24 protein-coding genes, 1 rRNA gene and 2 other annotated features are annotated in these 21,516 nt (G+C 46.6%); all 25 genes read left to right on the top strand.

Going from position 1 to position 21,516, the window contains the following annotated elements; all coding sequences use genetic code 11:
- Window positions 1–109, top strand: a 5S ribosomal RNA gene (gene rrf / locus ACXAJH_RS18910); the annotation flags it as partial.
- A 75-nt stretch (window positions 110–184) separates the two neighbouring features.
- Window positions 185–874 carry an MgtC/SapB family protein gene (locus ACXAJH_RS18915; protein WP_474970221.1) on the top strand — a complete coding sequence of 230 codons (690 nt, stop codon included), beginning with the start codon at window positions 185–187 and terminating at the stop codon, window positions 872–874.
- Window positions 875–1,038: 164 nt separating this feature from the next.
- Window positions 1,039–1,503 carry a CtsR family transcriptional regulator gene (locus ACXAJH_RS18920; protein ID WP_474970222.1) on the top strand — a complete coding sequence of 155 codons (465 nt, stop codon included), beginning with the start codon at window positions 1,039–1,041 and terminating at the stop codon, window positions 1,501–1,503.
- An 18-nt stretch (window positions 1,504–1,521) separates the two neighbouring features.
- Complete coding sequence (locus ACXAJH_RS18925) at window positions 1,522–2,070, top strand: UvrB/UvrC motif-containing protein (RefSeq protein WP_474970609.1); 549 nt, start codon at window positions 1,522–1,524, stop codon at window positions 2,068–2,070.
- Window positions 2,070–3,140 (top strand): protein arginine kinase, encoded by a 1,071-nt coding sequence (locus ACXAJH_RS18930; protein ID WP_474970224.1) that lies wholly within the window; start codon window positions 2,070–2,072, stop codon window positions 3,138–3,140. The genes ACXAJH_RS18925 and ACXAJH_RS18930 overlap by 1 nt, the downstream gene beginning before the upstream one ends.
- Window positions 3,141–3,158: 18 nt before the next feature.
- A complete protein-coding gene (clpC, locus tag ACXAJH_RS18935; RefSeq protein WP_474970225.1) occupies window positions 3,159–5,621 on the top strand; it encodes an ATP-dependent protease ATP-binding subunit ClpC in 2,463 nt (820 codons plus the stop codon).
- A gap of 153 nt (window positions 5,622–5,774) precedes the next feature.
- On the top strand, window positions 5,775–7,154 hold the full coding sequence (radA, locus tag ACXAJH_RS18940) for a DNA repair protein RadA (protein WP_474970607.1): 1,380 nt from the start codon (window positions 5,775–5,777) through the stop codon (window positions 7,152–7,154).
- Complete coding sequence (gene disA / locus ACXAJH_RS18945; protein WP_027953448.1) at window positions 7,155–8,228, top strand: DNA integrity scanning diadenylate cyclase DisA; 1,074 nt, start codon at window positions 7,155–7,157, stop codon at window positions 8,226–8,228.
- 153 nt (window positions 8,229–8,381) lie between these two features.
- Window positions 8,382–9,482 (top strand): PIN/TRAM domain-containing protein, encoded by a 1,101-nt coding sequence (locus tag ACXAJH_RS18950; protein WP_474970227.1) that lies wholly within the window; start codon window positions 8,382–8,384, stop codon window positions 9,480–9,482.
- Window positions 9,483–9,589: 107 nt separating this feature from the next.
- Window positions 9,590–10,774, top strand: a complete 1,185-nt coding sequence (locus ACXAJH_RS18955; protein WP_474994929.1) for a bifunctional 2-C-methyl-D-erythritol 4-phosphate cytidylyltransferase/2-C-methyl-D-erythritol 2,4-cyclodiphosphate synthase — start codon at window positions 9,590–9,592, stop codon at window positions 10,772–10,774.
- 58 nt (window positions 10,775–10,832) lie between these two features.
- Window positions 10,833–12,302 (top strand): glutamate--tRNA ligase, encoded by a 1,470-nt coding sequence (gene gltX, locus ACXAJH_RS18960; RefSeq protein ID WP_474970605.1) that lies wholly within the window; start codon window positions 10,833–10,835, stop codon window positions 12,300–12,302.
- Window positions 12,303–12,346: 44 nt separating this feature from the next.
- Window positions 12,347–12,564, top strand: a binding site (T-box leader).
- A 57-nt stretch (window positions 12,565–12,621) separates the two neighbouring features.
- A complete protein-coding gene (gene cysE, locus ACXAJH_RS18965; RefSeq protein ID WP_474970230.1) occupies window positions 12,622–13,281 on the top strand; it encodes a serine O-acetyltransferase in 660 nt (219 codons plus the stop codon).
- Window positions 13,271–14,671: a cysteine--tRNA ligase gene (cysS, locus tag ACXAJH_RS18970; protein ID WP_474970231.1), complete on the top strand. Its 1,401-nt coding sequence runs from the start codon at window positions 13,271–13,273 to the stop codon at window positions 14,669–14,671. The genes cysE and cysS overlap by 11 nt, the downstream gene beginning before the upstream one ends.
- A 5-nt stretch (window positions 14,672–14,676) precedes the next feature.
- The gene (locus ACXAJH_RS18975; RefSeq protein WP_474970232.1) at window positions 14,677–15,078 is read left to right on the top strand and encodes a Mini-ribonuclease 3; all 402 of its coding nucleotides are present in this window, start codon (window positions 14,677–14,679) and stop codon (window positions 15,076–15,078) included.
- A complete protein-coding gene (gene rlmB, locus ACXAJH_RS18980; RefSeq protein ID WP_474990747.1) occupies window positions 15,075–15,821 on the top strand; it encodes a 23S rRNA (guanosine(2251)-2'-O)-methyltransferase RlmB in 747 nt (248 codons plus the stop codon). Before ACXAJH_RS18975 ends, rlmB begins: the two co-directional genes overlap by 4 nt.
- A gap of 3 nt (window positions 15,822–15,824) precedes the next feature.
- On the top strand, window positions 15,825–16,334 hold the full coding sequence (locus tag ACXAJH_RS18985; protein WP_474970234.1) for an NYN domain-containing protein: 510 nt from the start codon (window positions 15,825–15,827) through the stop codon (window positions 16,332–16,334).
- Between the two features lie 81 nt (window positions 16,335–16,415).
- On the top strand, window positions 16,416–17,072 hold the full coding sequence (gene sigH / locus ACXAJH_RS18990) for an RNA polymerase sporulation sigma factor SigH (RefSeq protein ID WP_474994930.1): 657 nt from the start codon (window positions 16,416–16,418) through the stop codon (window positions 17,070–17,072).
- Window positions 17,073–17,150: 78 nt separating this feature from the next.
- Window positions 17,151–17,300: a 50S ribosomal protein L33 gene (gene rpmG, locus ACXAJH_RS18995; RefSeq protein WP_084162932.1), complete on the top strand. Its 150-nt coding sequence runs from the start codon at window positions 17,151–17,153 to the stop codon at window positions 17,298–17,300.
- Window positions 17,301–17,339: 39 nt separating this feature from the next.
- Window positions 17,340–17,516: a preprotein translocase subunit SecE gene (gene secE / locus ACXAJH_RS19000; protein WP_027953438.1), complete on the top strand. Its 177-nt coding sequence runs from the start codon at window positions 17,340–17,342 to the stop codon at window positions 17,514–17,516.
- Window positions 17,517–17,644: 128 nt separating this feature from the next.
- Entirely contained in the window at window positions 17,645–18,181 is a 537-nt protein-coding gene (nusG, locus tag ACXAJH_RS19005; RefSeq protein ID WP_027953437.1) for a transcription termination/antitermination protein NusG, read from the top strand.
- Between the two features lie 151 nt (window positions 18,182–18,332).
- Entirely contained in the window at window positions 18,333–18,758 is a 426-nt protein-coding gene (rplK, locus tag ACXAJH_RS19010) for a 50S ribosomal protein L11 (protein WP_027953436.1), read from the top strand.
- A 115-nt stretch (window positions 18,759–18,873) separates the two neighbouring features.
- Window positions 18,874–19,569 carry a 50S ribosomal protein L1 gene (rplA, locus tag ACXAJH_RS19015; protein ID WP_027953435.1) on the top strand — a complete coding sequence of 232 codons (696 nt, stop codon included), beginning with the start codon at window positions 18,874–18,876 and terminating at the stop codon, window positions 19,567–19,569.
- 51 nt (window positions 19,570–19,620) lie between these two features.
- Window positions 19,621–19,769: a sequence feature (ribosomal protein L10 leader region), on the top strand.
- A gap of 45 nt (window positions 19,770–19,814) precedes the next feature.
- Complete coding sequence (gene rplJ, locus ACXAJH_RS19020; protein ID WP_474970466.1) at window positions 19,815–20,315, top strand: 50S ribosomal protein L10; 501 nt, start codon at window positions 19,815–19,817, stop codon at window positions 20,313–20,315.
- A gap of 49 nt (window positions 20,316–20,364) precedes the next feature.
- Window positions 20,365–20,730, top strand: coding sequence for a 50S ribosomal protein L7/L12 (rplL, locus tag ACXAJH_RS19025; RefSeq protein WP_474970235.1), 366 nt, complete (start codon window positions 20,365–20,367; stop codon window positions 20,728–20,730).
- Between the two features lie 102 nt (window positions 20,731–20,832).
- Complete coding sequence (locus ACXAJH_RS19030) at window positions 20,833–21,438, top strand: class I SAM-dependent methyltransferase (RefSeq protein WP_474970236.1); 606 nt, start codon at window positions 20,833–20,835, stop codon at window positions 21,436–21,438.
- The last annotated feature ends 78 nt before the right edge of the window (window positions 21,439–21,516 follow it).

Raw genomic sequence — 21,516 nt, forward strand, 5'->3', positions numbered from 1 at the left:
TGGTGAAGGCGAAGAGGTCACACCTGTTCCCATGCCGAACACAGCAGTTAAGCTCTTCAGCGCCGATGGTAGTCGGGTTTACCCCCGTGAGAGTAGGACGCTGCCACGTCAACCAAAAAACCAGAAGTATTTACTTCTGGTTTTTTTCTATTAAGAATATATTGTTGAATAAAGGAGGTTATCCATGAACTGGTCCTACTTTTTCCATGAAGATATACTTATGTTCATCTTTCGATTATTTTTCGCGTTACTATTAGCAGGACTCATAGGTTTTGAGAGGGAATTGAAAAATCATTCCGCTGGATTCCGGACGCATATCCTTGTAGGGGTGGGTGCCTGTATGATGATGCTCCTTTCTTTATATGGATTTCAAGCGTTCATAGAGGAATATGATCAAGTGCGCTTTGATCCCGCCCGTATTCCATCTTATGTAATCAGTGGGATCGGCTTTTTGGGAGCGGGTACGATCATCGTCAACGGCATGACCATCCGGGGGCTGACAACAGCTGCCTCTATTTGGACGGTTGCTGGCATCGGTCTCGTTGTTGGAGCGGGAATGTACGATGTTGCAACAGTAACCACACTGTTTGTGCTGATCAGTCTGATTCTTTTAAACAAAGTAGAAAAAGAGAAATTGAATGGCGGTCCTACGTACCATATTACAATAAAAAAAGATCTGCAGATTCATCAGCTGCTTTCTTTGTTTGAACAGGAGGACCTGGACATCCGCAGTTTGGATGTAACGGCTCTTGATGGCGAGCAGAAGAGAGTGACCGTTCAGATTGAAAAAAAGCCCGGCCTCGATCGTTCAAAGCTGCTGGCGGAGATTACATCTATTAATGGAGTGGAAGGCTGCGGTCATGATCGGTCATGAAATCTACACAGACATCTGTGTAGATTTTTTGTTTTAATTCAAGTTCAATCGGGGAAACATAGATGGTGTGTATCAAACAAACAAGATAGTTGCGTACGGATAAAATTTGAGTATAATAAAATTAAAGTCAAAGATAGTCAAAGTCAGAAGAAGGGGGAGGGGCGATGCGGAACATATCCGATGTCATTGAGGATTATTTAAAAGATATACTGGATCAAAGTCAAAAGCAGATCATTGAAATTAAGCGAAGCGAACTGGCGGAAAGGTTTCAGTGTGTTCCATCTCAAATCAATTATGTGATTAAGACACGTTTTACAGTGGAAAAGGGTTATATCGTAGAAAGTAAACGTGGAGGTGGAGGGTATATCCGCATCAGCCGGATCCAGCATCGCAAGGATTCTGAAATGATCGAAGATGTGATGCACCTCATTCACCCACGTGTCTCTCAGTCTCAGGCGGAGGACGTTCTTGCGCGTCTCGTAGAATTTGATGTGATTACGTTAAGAGAAGGGAAACTTCTCCAGAGTGTCATTGACCGCGATGTGCTGGCTTTTCCTCTGCCTGTCAGGGATGAAATTCGATCGCGGATTATGAAGGCGATGTTATTTACCCTTAAATACAAATGCTGACTGAAGGGAGAGATTCAGATGGAATGCCAGGAATGTCATCAGCGTCCGGCAACGGTGCATCTGACGCAGGTTGTGAATGGTCAGAAGACAGAGATTCACGTCTGTGAGCAGTGTGCAAAGGAAAATGGCTATATGAACTATGGTGAAGAAAATTTTTCGCTGAACGATCTGCTTTCCGGTCTTTTTCATTCTGAGGGCCCTTCTCCATTTAAGGGGCAGAGTCCTCAAACGTATCCTAAAAAAGAAACTCTAAAATGTCCGAACTGCGGACTTACTTATAATGAATTTGCTAGAATCGGCAAATTTGGCTGCGCCGTCTGTTATGAAACATTTAATGATCGGCTTAACCCGATTTTAAGACGTGTACACAGCGGGAATACCCGTCATGATGGGAAGATTCCAAAGAGAGAAGGCGGAAACCTTCATCTGAAAAAAGAAATCGAAGAATATAAAATTAATCTTCGACAATTAATCGAGCAGGAAGAATTTGAAGAAGCAGCGAAATGTAGAGATAAGATACGTTCATTAGAGAACGAACTTCATCAGGATGAGGGTGGTGAAGAGTAATGTCCCTGAAGCAGTTTATCAATGAAGCCATCAGTCCATGGATGAAACAGGAGGGACCGGACAGCGATATTGTGATGAGCAGCCGCATACGCCTCGCCCGGAATTTTGCAGAACATCCTTTTCCTATCATCGCAAAGGAGGACACCTTAAGTAAGGTCCTGGCTCATTTTGAAGAAAATTTTCAGCAGACGTCTTTCCGGGACTATAAGGATTTTGAATTGGTCCGGATGCGGGACCTTCAACCTGTAGAGAAAAGGGTGCTTGTAGAAAAGCACTTGATCAGCCCTCACCTTGCTGAGCACTCAGAAAACTCAGCCTCACTGATTTCTCAAAATGAACAGGTCTCCATCATGGTTAATGAAGAAGACCATGTACGCATACAATTATATTTCCCGGGTTTTCAGCTTGATAAAGCACTGGAACAGGCGAGTCAGCTTGATGACTGGCTCGAGGAAAAAGTAGATTATGCCTTTGATGAAAATCGAGGATATCTTACGGCCTGTCCTACAAACGTAGGTACGGGGATGAGGGCTTCCGTAATGATGCACCTCCCTGCTTTATCGATGACTCAGCAGATCAACCGGATGATTCCGGCGATCAACCAGCTGGGGCTGGTGGTAAGAGGTATTTACGGGGAAGGCAGTGAAGCACTGGGGAGCATTTTTCAAATATCCAACCAGATTACTCTCGGAAAGTCGGAGGAGGACATTGTGGAAGATCTCCATAGTGTCGTGAAGCAGCTGATCGACCAGGAGAGGAAAGCAAGAAAGACGTTGATGCACCGCTCCAGTATCCGTCTGGAGGATCGGATTTTCCGGTCGTACGGGGTGTTGACAAACAGCCGCATCATCGAATCGAAAGAGGCGGCGAAATGTCTGTCCGACCTGCGGCTCGGTATCGATCTTGGTCTCATTGATCATATTCCAAGAACCATTTTGAATGAATTGGTGATTTTGACACAGCCGGGCTTCCTTCAGCAATACGCTGAAACATCGTTATCCCCTGATGAGAGGGATGTAAGGAGAGCTTCGCTTATCCGTGAGAGGCTCCAGCTTGAGCATAAAGAATAATGTTAGGAGGGAATGTCCATGATGTTTGGGCGATTTACAGAAAGAGCACAGAAAGTACTTGCTTTAGCGCAGGAAGAAGCTGTCCGTTTAGGACACAACAATATTGGAACAGAACACATTCTGCTTGGACTTGTCAGTGAAGGGGAAGGCATTGCAGCCAAAGCTTTGACGGCTTTAGGTCTGGAATCCTCTAAAATCCAGCAGGAAGTCGAGAAGTTAATCGGCAAGGGAGAGAAAGTATCCCAGACGATTCACTATACGCCGCGTGCGAAAAAGGTGATTGAGCTTTCCATGGATGAAGCACGCAAGCTTGGTCATTCCTATGTCGGAACCGAACACATTCTTCTCGGTTTGATCCGCGAGGGAGAAGGAGTTGCGGCCCGTGTATTGAACAACCTTGGTGTAAGCTTGAATAAAGCCCGTCAGCAGGTTCTTCAGCTGCTTGGGAACAATGAGTCCACCGGCGGTCAGAATCGCAGAGGCGGCGGCTCAGGAGCTCAGGCGGCGAATGCGAATACGCCGACCCTTGACTCCCTTGCCCGTGACTTAACAGCAATTGCCAAGGAAGGTAATATCGACCCGGTCATCGGCCGCAGTAAGGAAATTGAGCGCGTGATTCAAGTATTAAGCCGCCGTACGAAGAACAACCCTGTTCTTGTAGGTGAGCCTGGTGTTGGTAAGACCGCTATCGCTGAAGGCCTTGCCCAGCAGATCATGAATAACGAAGTGCCCGAAATCCTTCGTGAAAAACGCGTCATGACGCTTGATATGGGAACCGTTGTCGCTGGCACGAAATACCGCGGTGAATTTGAAGACCGTCTGAAAAAAGTGATGGAGGAAATCCGTCAGGCCGGCAATATCATTTTATTCATTGATGAGCTTCACACGCTGATCGGCGCCGGTGGTGCTGAAGGTGCCATTGATGCTTCCAACATCCTTAAACCGTCGCTTGCCCGTGGTGAGCTGCAGTGTATCGGAGCTACGACACTTGATGAGTACCGTAAGTATATTGAAAAGGATGCGGCTCTTGAGCGCCGATTCCAGCCGATTCAGGTGGATGAGCCGACGCTTGATGAGTCTGTTCAGATCCTTCAAGGACTGCGTGACCGCTATGAAGCGCACCACCGTGTAACGATTACAGATGAATCCATTGATTCTGCCGTCCGTTTTTCTGATCGTTACATCACAGACCGGTTCCTTCCGGATAAAGCGATCGATTTGATTGATGAAGCAGCATCCAAAGTGCGGCTGCGTTCCTACACGGCTCCACCGAACTTAAAAGAGCTCGAACAGAAGCTTGAGGAAGTTCGCAAGGAGAAAGATGCAGCGGTACAAAGCCAGGAATTTGAAAAGGCCGCTTCCCTGCGTGACAGCGAGCAGCGCCTTCGTGATGAACTGGAGCAGACGAAAGACGAATGGAAGGAAAAGCAGGGACAGGAAGACTCTGAGGTAACTGTTGAAGATATCGCAGCCGTCGTTTCTGTTTGGACCGGCGTTCCTGTTTCCAAGATGACGAAAGATGAAAGTGAGCGTCTGTTGAACCTTGAAGAGACGCTTCACAACCGTGTCATTGGTCAAGAAGAAGCCGTTAAGGCCATTTCCAAGGCGATCCGCCGTGCCCGTGCCGGTTTGAAAGATCCGAAGCGTCCAATCGGTTCCTTTATTTTCCTTGGACCTACAGGTGTCGGTAAAACAGAACTCGCCCGCGCCCTTGCAGAAAGCATGTTCGGCGAGGAAGATGCCATGATCCGTATTGACATGTCCGAGTACATGGAAAAACACAGCACGTCCCGTCTGGTCGGCTCTCCTCCAGGTTATGTCGGCTACGAAGAAGGCGGCCAGCTGACTGAGAAAGTGCGTAACAAGCCTTACTCCGTCGTTCTGCTGGATGAAATCGAAAAGGCGCACCCGGAAGTCTTCAACATCCTTCTCCAGGTTCTGGAAGATGGTCGTTTGACAGATTCCAAGGGCCGTGTCGTTGATTTCCGTAACACGGTGCTGATTATGACATCCAACGTTGGAGCCCAGGAGCTTAAGCAGAATAAATATGTTGGATTCTCTATGGGAGAATCGGGCCAGGATTACAAGGACATGAAGTCCAAGGTTACGGATGCATTGAAGAAAGCCTTCCGTCCTGAATTCCTGAACCGTATCGACGAGACAATCGTCTTCCATTCTCTTGAGAAGAAACATATGAAAGACATCGTTGTTCTTATGGCTGAAGAACTCAGAAAACGCCTGTTGGAACAGGAAATCGACTTTACGCTCACAGACGCAGCCATTACCTATATTGCAGATTCCGGTTTTGATCCGGAGTACGGTGCAAGACCACTGCGACGTTCCATTCAGAAAAACGTCGAAGATCTGTTGTCTGAAGAGCTTCTTAAGGAAAACATCGCTAAAGGCCAAAAAGTTAAAATTGATCTGGACGATGAAAAGAACTTCGTCGTTCATAAGCAGCAGGAGTCTTCAACAAGCTGACTGCATGAGTAAAGAATCGGAAGGTGTCTGCCTTCCGATTTTTTTCTTATTCCGGTATGATTTGAATCACAACATTTAATAAAAATGATAAGACTGTGAAACTTCCTCACAATCTTTTTCGTATACACTCATAGGAATAGAAGAGGTGATCTCTTGGCAAAAAGAAAGACAAAGTTTGTCTGCCAGGAATGTGGATATGAAACACCGAAATGGATGGGGAAATGCCCTGCGTGCCATCAATGGAACACGCTCGTGGAGGAAATGTCGGCTCCGGCTGCCAATTCCCGTCACGTTTTCCAGACCAGTTCCACTTCTGCAACGACAAAACCTGAAAAAATTACACAGATCAAATCACAGAAAGAGCCACGGCTGCCGACAGATATGCCTGAATTCAACCGCGTGCTCGGCGGTGGTATTGTAGCAGGCTCCTTAGTTTTAATCGGGGGAGACCCGGGTATCGGTAAGTCAACATTACTCCTTCAGGTTTCCGCGCAGATCGCTGATAAGGATTTTCCGGTCCTCTACATATCAGGGGAAGAATCTCCCCGGCAGACGAAGCTGAGGGCGGAACGTTTAGACATCACATCTGACGAGCTTTATGTACTGTCGGAGACGAATCTCCAGGACGTGACGAACCAGATTGAACAGATCGATCCGAAGTTCGTCGTCATTGACTCGATCCAGACGATATTCAAAGAGGATGTCACATCTGCCCCGGGGAGCGTTTCCCAGGTGAGGGAATGTACGAGTCAGCTGATGAGAATTGCCAAAAGCAAAGGTATCCCGATTTTTATTGTGGGGCATGTTACGAAAGAAGGATCCATCGCGGGGCCGCGGCTTCTGGAGCATATGGTGGATGCCGTCCTTTATTTTGAAGGAGAGCGCCATCACACCTTCCGAATTTTGAGAAGTGTGAAAAACCGTTTCGGAAGCACGCACGAAATGGGTATATTCGAAATGAAGGAAAAAGGACTTGAAGAAGTGCTCAACCCTTCGGAGATCTTTCTTGAGGAGCGGTCCCAGGGGGCAGCCGGCTCAATTGTTGTTGCTTCCATGGAAGGAACGAGACCCGTGCTTGTGGAAATTCAGGCCCTCATTTCACCAACGGCCTACGGGAATCCGAGGCGTATGGCGACAGGACTTGATAACAGCCGGGTGCCGCTGCTTATGGCGGTTCTTGAGAAACGGGCCGGTCTTCTGCTCCAAAACCAGGATGCGTATGTCAAAGTCGCCGGTGGTGTCAAACTGGATGAACCGGCTATTGACCTTGGCGTGGCGATCAGCATTGCCTCAAGCTTCCGCAACCAATCGTCCAATGGGGATGATGTCGTAGTAGGGGAAGTGGGTCTGACCGGTGAAATCCGTCGTGTAGCAAGGATTGAACAGCGTGTTCAGGAAGCGGCTAAGCTTGGCTTCAAGCGGGTCATCATTCCTAAGAAGAACATGGATGGCTGGACACCGCCCTCCCAGATTGAAGTGATCGGAGTCAGCACCGTCCAGGAAGCTATGAAGGTCACATTGGGGGACACATAAATGGAATGGCACGAAATCAAGGAAAACGGAATTGGAGACATTTTGAAGCTGGTGGCTCCGGGGACGCCACTTAGGGACGGCATTGACAACGTCCTCCGTGCAAATACGGGGGGCTTAATCGTCCTGGGCTATGGAGACGGTATGCGGGAACTCGTGGATGGTGGTTTTCACATCCAGTCAGACTTCACACCGGCGCACTTATATGAATTGGCCAAAATGGACGGAGCGCTCATCCTTAATGATGAAGGTACGAAAATTTTATACGCGAATGCCCAGTTGATGCCGAACCCTGATATCCTCTCCAATGAAACAGGGATGCGTCACCGGACAGCTGAGCGGGTGGCCAAGCAGACAGGTTCACTTGTGATTGCCATCTCCCAGCGGAGGAATGTCATAACGCTGTATAAAGGATCGCTCCGTTATTCCTTGAAAGACATCGGCGTCATCCTGACGAAGGCGAATCAAGCGATTCAGACATTGGAAAAGTATAAAAATGTGCTCGACCAAAGCGTCACCAACCTTGGAGCCATGGAATTCGAGAACATGGTTTCCTTTTCCGAAGTGGTCCAGGTTGTACACCGGATTGAAATGGTTCTCCGCACAAAGACAGAAATCTTAAATTATGTGAATGAGCTTGGAATTGAAGGACGTCTGATCCAGCTTCAGCTCACGGAACTGGTCTCCAACATTGAGGAAGAGGCAGAGCTTCTCATGAAGGATTACAGCCGCCGGCCTGATTACGAACCTTACTATATGTTAAAGAAGATGCAGGAAGTGTCCAATCCGGAACTTCTTTCTGATGAGCAGGTATTAAAACTACTGGGGTATTCAACCGGAACGAAGCTTTCTGATGCCGTTCATCCACGAGGCTACCGGATTCTCAGCCGGATCCCGCGTCTTCCGTTTTTAATTATTGAACACCTGGTGCAGCGGTTCAGCACCCTTGATGATCTCATCCAGGCTTCCCCCAAAGAGCTTGTCAAAGTCGATGGCGTCGGGGAAATCCGGGCAGCAAAAATCAGAGACGGACTCGACCGCATACAGGAACAACTGTTTGTAGACCGTCATATATAAGAACATTGACTTATTTAAAATAAATGTGGTATGATGAATGTTTTGCTCATTGACTAAAAATGGAAGTTGTGCTAAGTTTAAGACCATCATTCCTTTTTATATGATTAATGGTTGTGAGGTTTGGTCATACTGTGTTTGAGGAGGTGAATACAAGTGCTTAAACGTATTGTACAGTTGTTTATTGTTATTACCGGCGGAACCATCGGTTACCTCTATTTCCCTGAACTGTTTACAACCATGGGGCTTACGTGGCAGACCTGGATTCAAGCTGTCATGGGAGCTGTAATAGGAGCACTTATTTTATTTTTATTAACATTCTGGATCGTAGATTATATTGTCGATTTCATTCGATGGGTGGAGGATTCTCTTGTCCGGGCCCCTGTCGCTGATTTACTGTTCGGAAGTTTAGGTTTAATTGTTGGACTGCTGATCGCGTATTTGATTAATGTGTTTGTCCAGGATATTCAAATCCAGGTCATCAACCAGGTCGTACCGATTGCTCTTACCGTTCTGCTTGGCTACCTCGGTTTTCAGGTCGGATTCAAACGTAAAGATGAATTCTTGAATCTTGTTTCCAAAAAGGATAAAAAAGCGGACGAGGACGCGGAAAGCTCTTCCGGTACAGCGGTGGATGAGTCGTTGATTCCAAAGCAGAAGATTCTTGATACCAGTGTCATTATTGATGGTAGAATCGCAGATATCTGTGAAACTCACTTTCTGGAAGGTACGATCGTGATTCCCCAGTTTGTTCTTGAAGAACTTCAGCACATTGCTGATTCCTCTGACGGACTGAAAAGAAACCGCGGACGCAGAGGTTTGGATATTCTGAACCGGCTGCAGAAGGATCTTCCTGTTAATGTGGAGATTTATGAAGGTGACTTTGAAGAGATTCAGGAAGTGGACAGCAAGCTTGTCAAACTCGCTAAAGTCACGGACGGTATTGTCGTGACCAACGACTTCAACTTAAATAAAGTCTGTGAGTTTCAAAATGTTCAAGTGCTGAACATCAATGATCTTGCAAATGCTGTGAAGCCTGTTGTGCTCCCTGGTGAGGAAATGACCATCCAGGTGATCAAAGACGGGAAAGAGCAGAATCAGGGTGTCGCTTATCTGGATGACGGAACAATGATTGTCGTTGAAGAAGGGAAGGACTTTATCGGTAAGACGATTGAAGTTGTGGTCACCAGTGTCCTTCAGACATCAGCGGGCCGCATGATTTTCGCAAAGCCTAAATCACTTGAAAAAGCCCTTTAAAAACGGTATAAACTAAATAGAGAAATACAAAAGTGATAACGCGTATGTTATCGCTTTTGTTCTTTTATGGGGAATTTCACAACACTATCCCGCTCAAGGTGGCTATTATGATAAAATACACAGCGATTGTGCTTGCGGCCGGACAAGGAAAGCGGATGGGTGCAGGTCACAATAAACAATTCATTAACATCAATGATAAACCTCTGATCCTTCATACTCTGTCTGTCTTTGAACAAGATGAGTGGTGTGGGGAAATCGTTCTCGTTACGAATGAACAGGAGCAGGACCAGATGGAGAGACTGCTTGAGCGATTTCCTTCAACCACACCCATCAAGGCTGTGAATGGGGGAGCAGAACGGCAGGACAGTGTACATGCCGGACTATCTGTCGTGCAGAGGAAAGACATCCCTGTACTGATCCATGACGGGGCGCGTCCTTTTGTCATGGAGGAAAGTCTTCATCAATTAGCAGAAACAGCTGTGGAAAAAGGAGCGGCGCTGCTGGCTGTTCCGGTCACGGATACGATTAAACAGAAAGAGGGAAGGACGCTTACAACCCTCGACCGTAACAAACTGTGGGCTGCCCAGACGCCGCAGGCTTTTCAGTATGATCTGATTACCGAAGCGCATGAAGAAGCGCAGGAACGTGGATACTATGGTACAGATGATGCATCGTTAGTGGAACAGTCTGGTAAAGAAGTGGCGGTCGTGCAGGGAAGTTATGACAATATTAAGCTGACAACTCCTGAGGACTTACATAAGGCAGAAGCCTATTTGAATAACCAAAAGGAAAAGGAGGCACATTCAATGTTTCGAATCGGACAAGGTTTTGATGTGCACCAGCTGACAGAAGGTCGTCCATGTATCATCGGGGGAATTGAAATCCCTTATGAAAAAGGACTCCTCGGACACTCGGATGCCGATGTTCTGCTTCATACCATCGCGGATGCTTGTCTTGGAGCGGTAGGAGAAGGAGATATCGGCAGGCATTTTCCGGATACCGATCCGGAGTTCAAGGATGCAGACTCCGGCCGTCTTCTCCAGCATGTATGGGAAATCATTAAGAAAAAAGGGTATACGCTTGGGAATATGGACTGTACTGTGATCGCCCAGGCACCGAAAATGGCCCCTTATATTGAACAAATCAGAGAAAACATTGCGGATCTGCTCCAGACCGAAAAAGATCTCATCAATGTCAAAGCCACAACAACAGAGAAGCTTGGTTTTGCCGGACGAAAAGAAGGAGTTGCGGCCCAGGCGGTTGTTCTGTTGCAAAAGAATCCACAATCCTAAGCAAAAAATGATAAAATGAGTCAAGGATTATGACCGGTTACCGGAAAGGAGAACAATTATGACAAACGAAGTACGTGTGCGGTATGCACCAAGTCCAACGGGGTATCTTCATATCGGAAATGCCCGAACAGCTCTGTTCAATTACCTGTTTGCTAAAAATGCAGGGGGGAAAATGGTCGTTCGTATTGAGGATACGGATGAAAAGCGGAATGTCAAAGGCGGCGAGCAAAGCCAGCTGGATTATTTGAAATGGCTCGGGATTGAATGGGAAGAAAGTCCGAACCTTGGTGGGGAATACGGACCTTACCGTCAGATGGAACGCCTGGACATCTACAAGAAATATGTCGATGAACTGATGGAGCGCGGACTAGCCTACAAGTGCTACATGACGTCTGAAGAACTGGAAGCGGAACGTGAGGCGCAGATGGCCCGCGGGGAGGCACCTAAGTATTCCGGCGCACACAGCAGCCTGACAGAGGAACAAATGGCGGCATTTGAAGCCGAAGGCCGTGAGCCGAGTATCCGCCTGCGTGTGCCGGAGAACCATACGTATACGTTCAACGACATTGTACGCGGAGACATCACGTTTGAATCCGGCGACTTTGGAGACTGGGTCATCGTTAAGAAAAACGGTACACCGACGTACAACTTTGCTGTAGCCATCGATGATTATCTAATGAAAATCACTCACGTGCTGCGCGGAGAAGAGCACATTTCCAACACACCAAAGCAGATGATGGTTTATGAAGCATTCGGATGGGAAGCTCCGAAATTTGGTCATATGACGTTGATCCTGAACGAAGACCGTAAAAAGTTGAGCAAGCGTGATGAGCACATTCTTCAGTTCATTTCCCAATACAACGATCTGGGGTATATGCCTGAAGCGCTTTTCAACTTCATCACCCTGCTGGGCTGGTCCCCTGTAGGTGAAGAGGAGATCTTTACGAAGGATCAGCTGATCGATATTTTCGATGCTGAGCGCCTTTCCACGTCCCCGGCTGTATTTGATGCAGCCAAGCTGAAATGGATGAACAACCAGTATATTAAAGCGGCTGACCTTGATCACGTCGTTGAACTGGCTCTTCCTCACCTCGTGGAATCCGGCCGTGTATCGGAAGACATGAGTGATGAGGATCGCCAATGGGTGAAGGAACTCATCGGCCTTTATCAGGAGCAGTTGAACTACGGAGCGGAAATTGTCGAATTGACAGAGCTCTTCTTCAAGCAGGAAATTCAGTATGATGAAGCGGCTATGGAAGTGCTTCAGGGCGAGCAGGTGCCTGAGGTGCTTGAAACGTTCAAAAAGAACCTTCAGCAATTGGAAGAGTTCACACCGGCCAATATCAAGGCACAAATTAAAGCGGTGCAGAAGGAAACCGGCCATAAAGGGAAGAAACTCTTCATGCCGATCCGTGTCGCTACAACCGGTCAGACACACGGTCCGGAGCTGCCTAACGCGATTCATCTGCTTGGACTTGATACCGTTACGGTCCGACTGAACGATGTATTAAGCAAAGGACAAGCTTAAATCGTTCACAGGAAGGAAATAATATCATATAGTAGAGTTACCTATACGAAACGTTGATGAGGAGAAGTAAAGGAACCACTCTTCTGCAGAGAGAATCACCTTTGGCTGGAAGTGATTTGGAGAGAGTTCCTTGAAATGCACCTCGGAGTCTTCCGCTGAATATCAGTAGGCGGAAGCGGCTGCCTTCCGTTATCAAGGCTCGAGAGGGGAAAGGATTTCATGTTTCCCAAACAGAGTGGAACCACGTTCAAGCGTCTCTGTGCTTAAGGCACAGGGGCGCTTTTTTTCTGCTTTGTGTTATTCAAAGGAGGGAGCAAGTATGGGGCTTTTTAAGATGTTCAAGGAAGATGTGGATGTGGTGTTTGATCAGGATCCTGCTGCTCGTTCTTACATTGAAGTCATTCTTACCTATTCCGGCCTCCACGCCATCTGGGGGCACCGGGTGGCCCATGCGTTTCACAAAAGGAAATTCTTTTTTCCTGCCCGGCTGATTTCCCAGTGGAGCCGCTTCTTAACCGGTATTGAAATTCATCCGGGCGCGAAGATCGGCCGCCGTTTTTTCATTGACCACGGCATGGGAGTCGTTATCGGGGAAACGTGCGAAATCGGTGATAACGTGACGATATTCCAAGGCGTGACCCTCGGAGGGACTGGGAAGGAGAAAGGGAAGCGGCACCCAACGCTGCTCGATAACTCCCTTGTTGCTACAGGAGCGAAGGTTCTTGGATCCATCACTATAGGAGAGAATTCCAAGGTAGGGGCTGGGTCTGTCGTGTTGAAAGATGTCCCTGATAATTCCACAGTCGTCGGAATCCCTGGTCATGTCGTTATCCAGAACGGCAGGAAAGTCCAGAAAAACCTCGACCACCATAAACTGCCGGATCCTGTTTATGACCGGCTGAACAATCTGGAAAAAGAACTACAGCAGCTGCGTGATCAGCTGAAAGCGAAAGAAGGAGTGAAGACTAATGGCGATTAATGTATACAACACTTTAACGCGTAAGAAAGAACCATTTACACCCATTGAAGAAGACAAGGTAAAAATGTATGTGTGCGGACCCACCGTGTACAACTACATTCATATCGGAAACGCGCGCCCGGCCATCGTCTTCGATACGGTCCGCCGTTATTTTGAATACCGAGGCTACGATGTGCACTATGTGCTCAACTTTACTGATGTGGATGACAAATTGATTAAAGCGGCCAACGAAATGGGCGAAGGTGTGACAGAAATCGCCAACCGGTTTATCGATGCCTATAAGGAAGATGTCGGTGCCCTTGGAGTTAAAGAAGCCGTCGATCATCCCCGGGTAACAGAAAACATGGAAGAAATCATCAGTTTCATTCAAGGACTTGTTGATAAAGGATACGCCTATGAAGCAGGCGGAGATGTTTATTTCCGCACCCGCTCCTTTGACAACTACGGAAAGCTTTCTCATCAATCCGTCGATGAGCTTCGTTCCGGATCGCGTATTGAGGTTGGAGATAAGAAAGAAGATCCGCTTGATTTCACCCTTTGGAAAAATGCGAAGCCGGGGGAAATTACATGGGATAGTCCCTGGGGCACCGGACGTCCGGGCTGGCATATTGAATGCTCGGCTATGGCGAAAAAGTATCTTGGAGATACGATTGATATTCATGCAGGCGGACAGGACCTTACCTTCCCCCACCATGAAAACGAAATAGCACAGTCAGAAGCCCATAACGGAGAATCCTTTGCTCGTTACTGGATGCATAATGGGTATATTAATATCGACAACGAAAAAATGTCGAAATCCCTCGGAAACTTTATTCTTGCTCATGATCTTGTGAAAAAGCATGATCCAAAAGTCATCCGCTTCTTCATGCTGAGTGTCCAGTACCGTCATCCGATCAATTTCAGTGATGAATTATTGAAGGGCGCAAAGAGCAGCTTTGAACGAATTCAGAATGCTTATGAAAACCTTCGTCACCGTAAAGAAACGTCGGTGAGCCTGCAGGCCGACCGTGACGAGTGGATGGAGAAAGTACAGGGATTCAAGGATCAGTTCATTAAAGAAATGGATGATGACTTCAATACAGCGAATGCAATTTCTGTCATTTTCGACCTGACCAAGGCCGCCAACCTTTACCTTCAGGAAAGTCAGACACATGTCGATGTGCTTGATGCATTCGAACAGACGCTGGAAGAATTGCTGCGTGTGCTTGGTATTCAAATTGGAGAAGAAACAGACCTTCTTGATGAAGAAATCGATGCTTTAATCGAAGAGCGTAAACAGGCAAGGAAAGACCGGAATTTCGAGCGTGCCGACCAAATCCGTGATGAGTTGAAAGACCGTCATATTATCCTGGAGGATACATCACAGGGAACGCGCTGGAAGCGGGGCTGAAGACCATGAAGGATGTTAAACAGATGAAGAGTCTCGCCCTCGCCTATATGGGGGATTCCGTGTATGAACTGTATGTCAGGCATCACCTTTTGGAAAAAGGAGAAGTGAAACCACAGCAGCTACATCAGGCGGCGGTCCAGTTCGTATCAGCTGGATCGCAGGCCGCTGTTGTCCAAGCCTGGCAGGCGGACGGACTTTTGACGGAGGAAGAAGAAGGGGTGCTGCGCCGGGGGCGCAATGCCAAATCCGGCTCCGTACCGAAAAGCACGAATGTCCAGACCTATCGTTATTCCACAGCTTTTGAAGCTGTACTTGGCTTTTTGTATTTGTCCGGTCGTACTGAAAGACTGGAAACTCTGATCGACTATTCCATTAAGCACGTAGAAGAAAGGAGCGAGCATTCATGACAAACGGAGAATGGATCATAGGAAAGAATCCGGTGCAGGAAGCGCTGAGAGCCGGACGCTCCATCAACAAGGTGATGGTATCCGATCAGCTCCAGTACCAGGCGTTTAAAAAGCTGGAGCAGCTGGCTAAAGAACAGGGCGTCAACGTTCAGAAGGTACCGAAAAAGAAAATCGACCAGCTTGTGGACGGAAACCACCAGGGGGTGGCTGCTTCTGTAGCCGCCTACGAATATGCAGACCTTGAAGATCTTTTTGCTAAAGCGGAGGAAAAAGGGGAGGCGCCGTTTTTCATCATCTGTGATGAGATTGAAGACCCTCATAATCTGGGATCGATTCTACGGACAGCAGACGCAGCAGGAGCTCACGGAGTGATCATTCCGAAAAGGCGGTCCGTTGCTCTTACGGCGACTGTTGCGAAAACGTCGACAGGAGCGATTGAATACATTCCTGTGGCCCGTGTAACGAACCTTGCCCGTACCATTGATGAATTAAAGGAACGGTTCGTCTGGGTTGTCGGCACAGATGCAGAGGGTACGGAGGATTACAGACAGCTGGATGGCGGTATGCCGATTGCCCTTGTCATCGGAAGCGAGGGCCGGGGGATGAGTCGTCTCACCAAAGACAAGTGTGACTGGACCGTCAGTCTGCCGATGGCTGGCAGAGTAACCTCCCTGAACGCTTCTGTTGCCGCATCCCTCCTTATGTATGAAGTCCATCGCAAACGGCATCCGCTGGGTGAGTAACAGATGGTTGTACTAATTGTTGATGGCTATAACATGATCGGAGCCTGGCCGGAACTCGTGAAATTAAGGGATAAGGATCTCGGACAGGCCCGGGATCTATTAATTGAGATGATGGCTGAGTACCAATCCTATACAGGTGACCGGATCATCATTGTATTTGACGCCTATCATGTGCGCGGCCTCGAAAAAAAACAAAAAAATTACAAAGTGGAAGTCATCTTTACAAAAGAAAACGAAACTGCTGATGAGCGTATTGAAAAATTAGCCGGTGATTTGAATGATGTCCGCACACAGGTCTATGTGGCGACATCGGATTATGCCGAGCAGCGGACGATCTTCGGGCAGGGAGCTTTCCGGAAGTCGGCCCGGGAACTTTATATTGAAATGAGAAATATAGAAAACCAGATTGAGAAAGATGTAGAAAATCATAATCTATACCCGTACCAGTCCAAGATTCCCATCGACAAAGAGATGCGGGAAATCTTTGAGAAATGGCGGCGAGGAGATAAATAATTCTGACAACTTGTTGACGCTTTTCAAGCGCTTACTGTATAATATTGCTATATTTAGGTAGCACGGTCGGAGGGATCCTGTGTGAGCATCTTACAAACGGAGAAAAGCAGCAGTGAGTTGGATCTTAGCAAGCTTGATGATGAAGCGATCGTTGAAAGGATCAATCAAGGACAGGTCCAGGCGCTTGACTATTTGATCAATAAGTACAAAAATTTTGTTCGCGCAAAGGCTCGAACCTACTTTCTTATTGGAGCAGACAGGGAAGATATTGTTCAGGAAGGTATGATAGGCCTTTACAAAGCGATCCGCGATTATCGTGCAGGCAGACTCTCGTCTTTTAAAGCATTTGCAGAACTGTGCGTCACCCGTCAGATTATCACCGCCATTAAAACCGCCACCAGACAGAAGCATATCCCTTTAAACTCCTACGTTTCTTTGGACAAGCCGATTTACGACGAAGAGTCAGACCGGACTCTGCTTGATGTTATCGCCGGTTCCAAAGCCATTGACCCTCAGGAATTAATTGTGAATAAAGAAAAATTCGCCGATATGGAAGAGAAGATGTCCGAGCTGCTGAGCGATCTGGAAAGAAAGGTTCTCACGCTGTACTTGGATGGACGTTCCTATCAGGAAATTTCAATAGAGCTCGACAGACACGTGAAGTCTATTGATAATGCATTGCAGCGGGTGAAGAGAAAGCTCGAAAAGTATTTGGAAGTGAGTGAAATCACCCTCTGAACGCTGCATTGACACGGTAACCTTTGAATGCTACATTAAATGAGTATGTGTAAACCTCTTAAAAGAGAGGCGACGGAAATGCGGAAAAAAGTGATATTAGCTTGTACAGAATGTCTCAATCGAAATTATAGTTCATATACAAATCGTTCCAACCAATCTGAACGTCTCGAGGTACGGAAGTTCTGCAAAAACTGCGGGAAACATACGTTGCACCAGGAGACAAAGTAGAGAAGCAGCCGGATGGCGCAAGTTTGGGGGTATTGCAGCATGTTTAAGTTCTTCAAGAATGTAGCTCGGGAGATGAAGAAGGTAAGCTGGCCGAAGGGTCAGGAACTGACACGTTACACCATCACCGTTCTCGGAACGGTCGCTTTCGTAGCTGTGTTCTTTGCTATTGTAGATCTTGGGATTTCCCAAGTGCTTGAACTCATTGCTCAAGAATAGTAGAGTGGATTTTATGCTATAATAGGAGATAGACTTACAAAAAACCCGTTCCGCGGGTTTTTTCATGTTGGAGAAATTTTCATCACTCTAATACAAGGGAGGGAAGGGCAAGCACTTGTCCTGTGATTATGGAAAAAAGATGGTATGTAGTGCACACGTACTCAGGTTATGAGAATAAGGTTAAGACAAACCTTGAAAAGCGCGTGGAATCAATGGGTATGGAAGATAAGATTTTCCGTGTCCTTGTTCCGGAGGACGAAGAAGCTGAGATTAAAAACGGCAAAAAGAAAATCGCAAAGAAAAAGGTCTTCCCAGGCTATGTTCTTGCGGAAATGGTGATGACGGATGATTCCTGGTATGTTGTTCGTAATACGCCGGGGGTGACCGGCTTCGTCGGTTCCACAGGTTCAGGGTCCAAGCCGATTCCTCTACTCCCTGAAGAAGTAGAAACGGTGCTTAAGCGGATGGGCATGAATGAAGAGCCGAAGGCAGAGGTTGACTTTGAGGTGAAGGAAAGTGTTACAGTAACAGATGGGCCTTTTGCCAACTTCACAGGTACGATCGAATATATTGACACGGATAAACAGAAAGTCAAAGTCCACGTGAATATGTTCGGACGTGAAACACCAGTCGAGTTGGACTTTACTCAAATCGAAAAATTATAAAATTCATCTCTCCCCTTGCATATTAGAGTTAAAGATGCTAGAATTTTTATGTTCTATATGCGCCCTGTAAAATACAGGTTTCTGCATATTGCAATGGAGTGGGAGGGTGAATCCCTATTACCACATCACGGACTTTAAGGAGGTGTGTCTCGTGGCTAAAAAAGTAATTAACGTAGTTAAGCTTCAAATCCCTGCGGGTAAAGCAAACCCAGCGCCGCCAGTAGGACCGGCACTAGGTCAAGCAGGTATCAATATCATGGGTTTCTGTAAAGAGTTTAACGCTCGTACACAGGAACAGGCGGGTACGATTATTCCGGTTGAAATTACGGTATATGAGGACCGTTCATTTACATTCGTTACTAAAACTCCACCTGCTGCTGTTCTTCTTAAGAAAGCGGCTGGTATCGAATCAGGTTCCGGTGAGCCAAACCGTAACAAAGTTGCTTCTGTTAAACGTGACCAAGTTCGCGAAATCGCAGAAACAAAAATGCCTGATTTAAATGCGGCTGACGTTGAAGCTGCTATGCGCATGGTTGAAGGTACAGCGCGCAGCATGGGAATCACAATCGAAGACTAATCCCACAGCGTCACATGGAGATAGGAGAAGGTTGCGGAAATGGAGCTTGTGACTCTTTCGCAACCTTTATTCGTGGGAGGAAAATCCGTTAAAACCACAAGAGGAGGAAATTGAAATGGCTAAAAAAACGAAAAAGCAGCAAGAACTTCAAAAACTTGTTGACCGTACAAAAGCTTACGATGTACAAGAAGCGATCAAGCTTGTAAAAGAAACTTCAAAAGCTAACTTTGATGAAACTGTTGAAGCAGCTTTCCGTCTGGGTGTAGACCCTAAAAAAGCGGATCAGCAGATCCGTGGCGCGATGGTGCTTCCACACGGTACAGGTAAATCCCAGCGTGTGCTTGTTTTCGCTAAAGGTGATAAAGCGAAAGAAGCAGAAGCAGCTGGTGCAGACTACGTAGGAGAGCAGGACCTGATCAACCAAATCAACCAAGGCTGGTTCGATTTTGATGTAGTTGTTGCAACTCCAGACATGATGGCTGAAGTTGGTAAACTTGGTCGTGTACTTGGGCCAAAAGGTCTTATGCCAAACCCTAAAACCGGCACGGTAACGTTCGAAGTTGAAAAAGCTGTCAATGAAATCAAGGCTGGTAAAGTTGAATACCGCGTTGATAAAGCAGCAAACATCCACGTTCCGATCGGTAAATCTTCTTTCGATGAAGAGAAACTTGCTGAAAACTTCGCAGCGATTACAGATGCGTTGGTTAAAGCGAAGCCGCAGGCTGCTAAGGGAACTTACATGCGTAACGCTGCTGTTTCATCTACTATGGGTCCTGGAATCAAAGTAGACGTTTCTGCTTACACGAAGTAATAAAAAGTGTTGACTTTCCGCTATTAGTGTTATATACTAAGTAGCGTTGTATAAAAAGAATACGTTATACCGTAGACAGCAGGGGCGGTTTTCCGCTTAAAGTCCTGCCGAGGTGTGTGATATATCATAGAGCAGCGCCATCTGCCCTGCTCTATGAAAAACACCTCCATGTCTATGTGGAGGTGTTTTTCTTTATTAAGAAAACCTTCGAACGGTATGATGAAAAGTCAATAGGAGGTGGAACGATGAGCGGTATTATCGAACAGAAGAAACAGATTGTATCTGATCTAGCTGAAAAGTTCCGCAACAGTAAATCTGCTGTATTAGTAGATTACCGCGGTCTTGATGTAGCTGAAGTCACTGAACTTCGTAATCAGCTTCGTGAAGCCGGCGTAGAATACAAAGTGCATAAAAACACGATGATTCGCCGTGCGGCTGCAGAAGTTGAACTATCTGACCTTGATGAAGTGTTACAAGGACCAACAGCGATAGCTTTCCACACAGATGATGCGGTAGCTCCTGCTAAAATCTTGAACAACTTCGCTAAAGATCATGAAGATCTTGAAATCAAGGGTGGCGTAGTTGAAGGTCAGGTCGCAACTCTTGAGCAAATCCAAGAGCTTGCCAACCTTCCGAACTACGAGGGTCTTGTATCTATGTTCCTAAGCGTACTACAAGCTCCAATCCGCAACTTCGCTTATGCTACACAAGCAATCGCGGATCAAAAAGAAGAAGAAAGTGCGTAAGTTAGCATTCGTTTAAAATAAACCAACAAAACTAAGGAGGAAATTTCTCATGTCTAACGAACAAATTATCGAAGCGATTAAAGAAATGTCTGTTCTTGAGCTTAACGACCTAGTTAAAGCAATTGAAGAAGAATTTGGTGTATCTGCTGCAGCTCCAGTTGCTGCTGGTGCTCCTGCCGGTGGTGCAGAAGCTGCTGAAGAGCAAACTGAATTTGATGTAGTACTAGAATCTGCTGGTTCTTCTAAGATCAAAGTGGTTAAAGCTGTACGCGAAATCACTGGTGCTGGTCTTAAAGACGCTAAAGAAATGGTTGATGGTGCTCCAAGCGCAATCAAAGAAGGCATTTCTAAAGAAGAAGCTGAAGAGATCAAATCTCAGCTTGAAGAAGCAGGCGCTACTGTCGAACTTAAGTAAGGAAAACCTTGGAGAAAAGCTCGCTGATATATCGGCGGGCTTTCTTTTTCTTAATAGACATTTTATTCTCTAAAATTCAGACAATGGAGAAGGTGTTCGGATATGTCGGAGCATTATTATTCAAAAAAGACATCAACGGCTAGTGAAGAGAAAACATGGTCCTTTGAATTGAAGGGGTTTCCATTTTCTTTCACAACAGATCATGCCGTCTTTTCCAAAAATGAAGTGGATTACGGCTCAAGGGTCTTGATTGATGCCTTTCAACTCCCTGAAGTGGAAGGGGAAATCCTTGATCTTGGATGTGGGTATGGCCCTATCGGGTTGTCTCTGGCTAAAGCTTTCAGTGACCGCCGTTTTGTGATGGTGGATGTAAACGAACGGGCCCTCCATCTGGCGGGAAAGAATGCGGCTGCCAATCACATTCATAATGTAACCATTCTGGAGAGTGACCGCCTTCAGGGTGTCCGGGGCAGGAAGTTTGCTGCTATTTTAACCAATCCACCGATTCGTGCCGGTAAGTCTGTTGTGCATGCGATGTTTGAAGAAGCATCGGAAGCGCTGCTGCCAGGCGGGGAGTTGTGGGTTGTGATTCAGAAAAAGCAGGGGGCGCCATCTGCTAAGCAGAAACTCGATGAATGGTTCGGTTCATCTGAAGTCGTTTTGAAAAAGAAAGGTTACTACATTCTCAAAGCAAAAAAGATTGACTAGCAAACCCACTTGTGCTAGTATTGAAAAATGCCAATATATCTGATATCTGTCAAGTCTTTTTTACAAAATAGTATAAAA

The organism is Halobacillus sp. ABD4_316, from assembly GCF_056161385.1.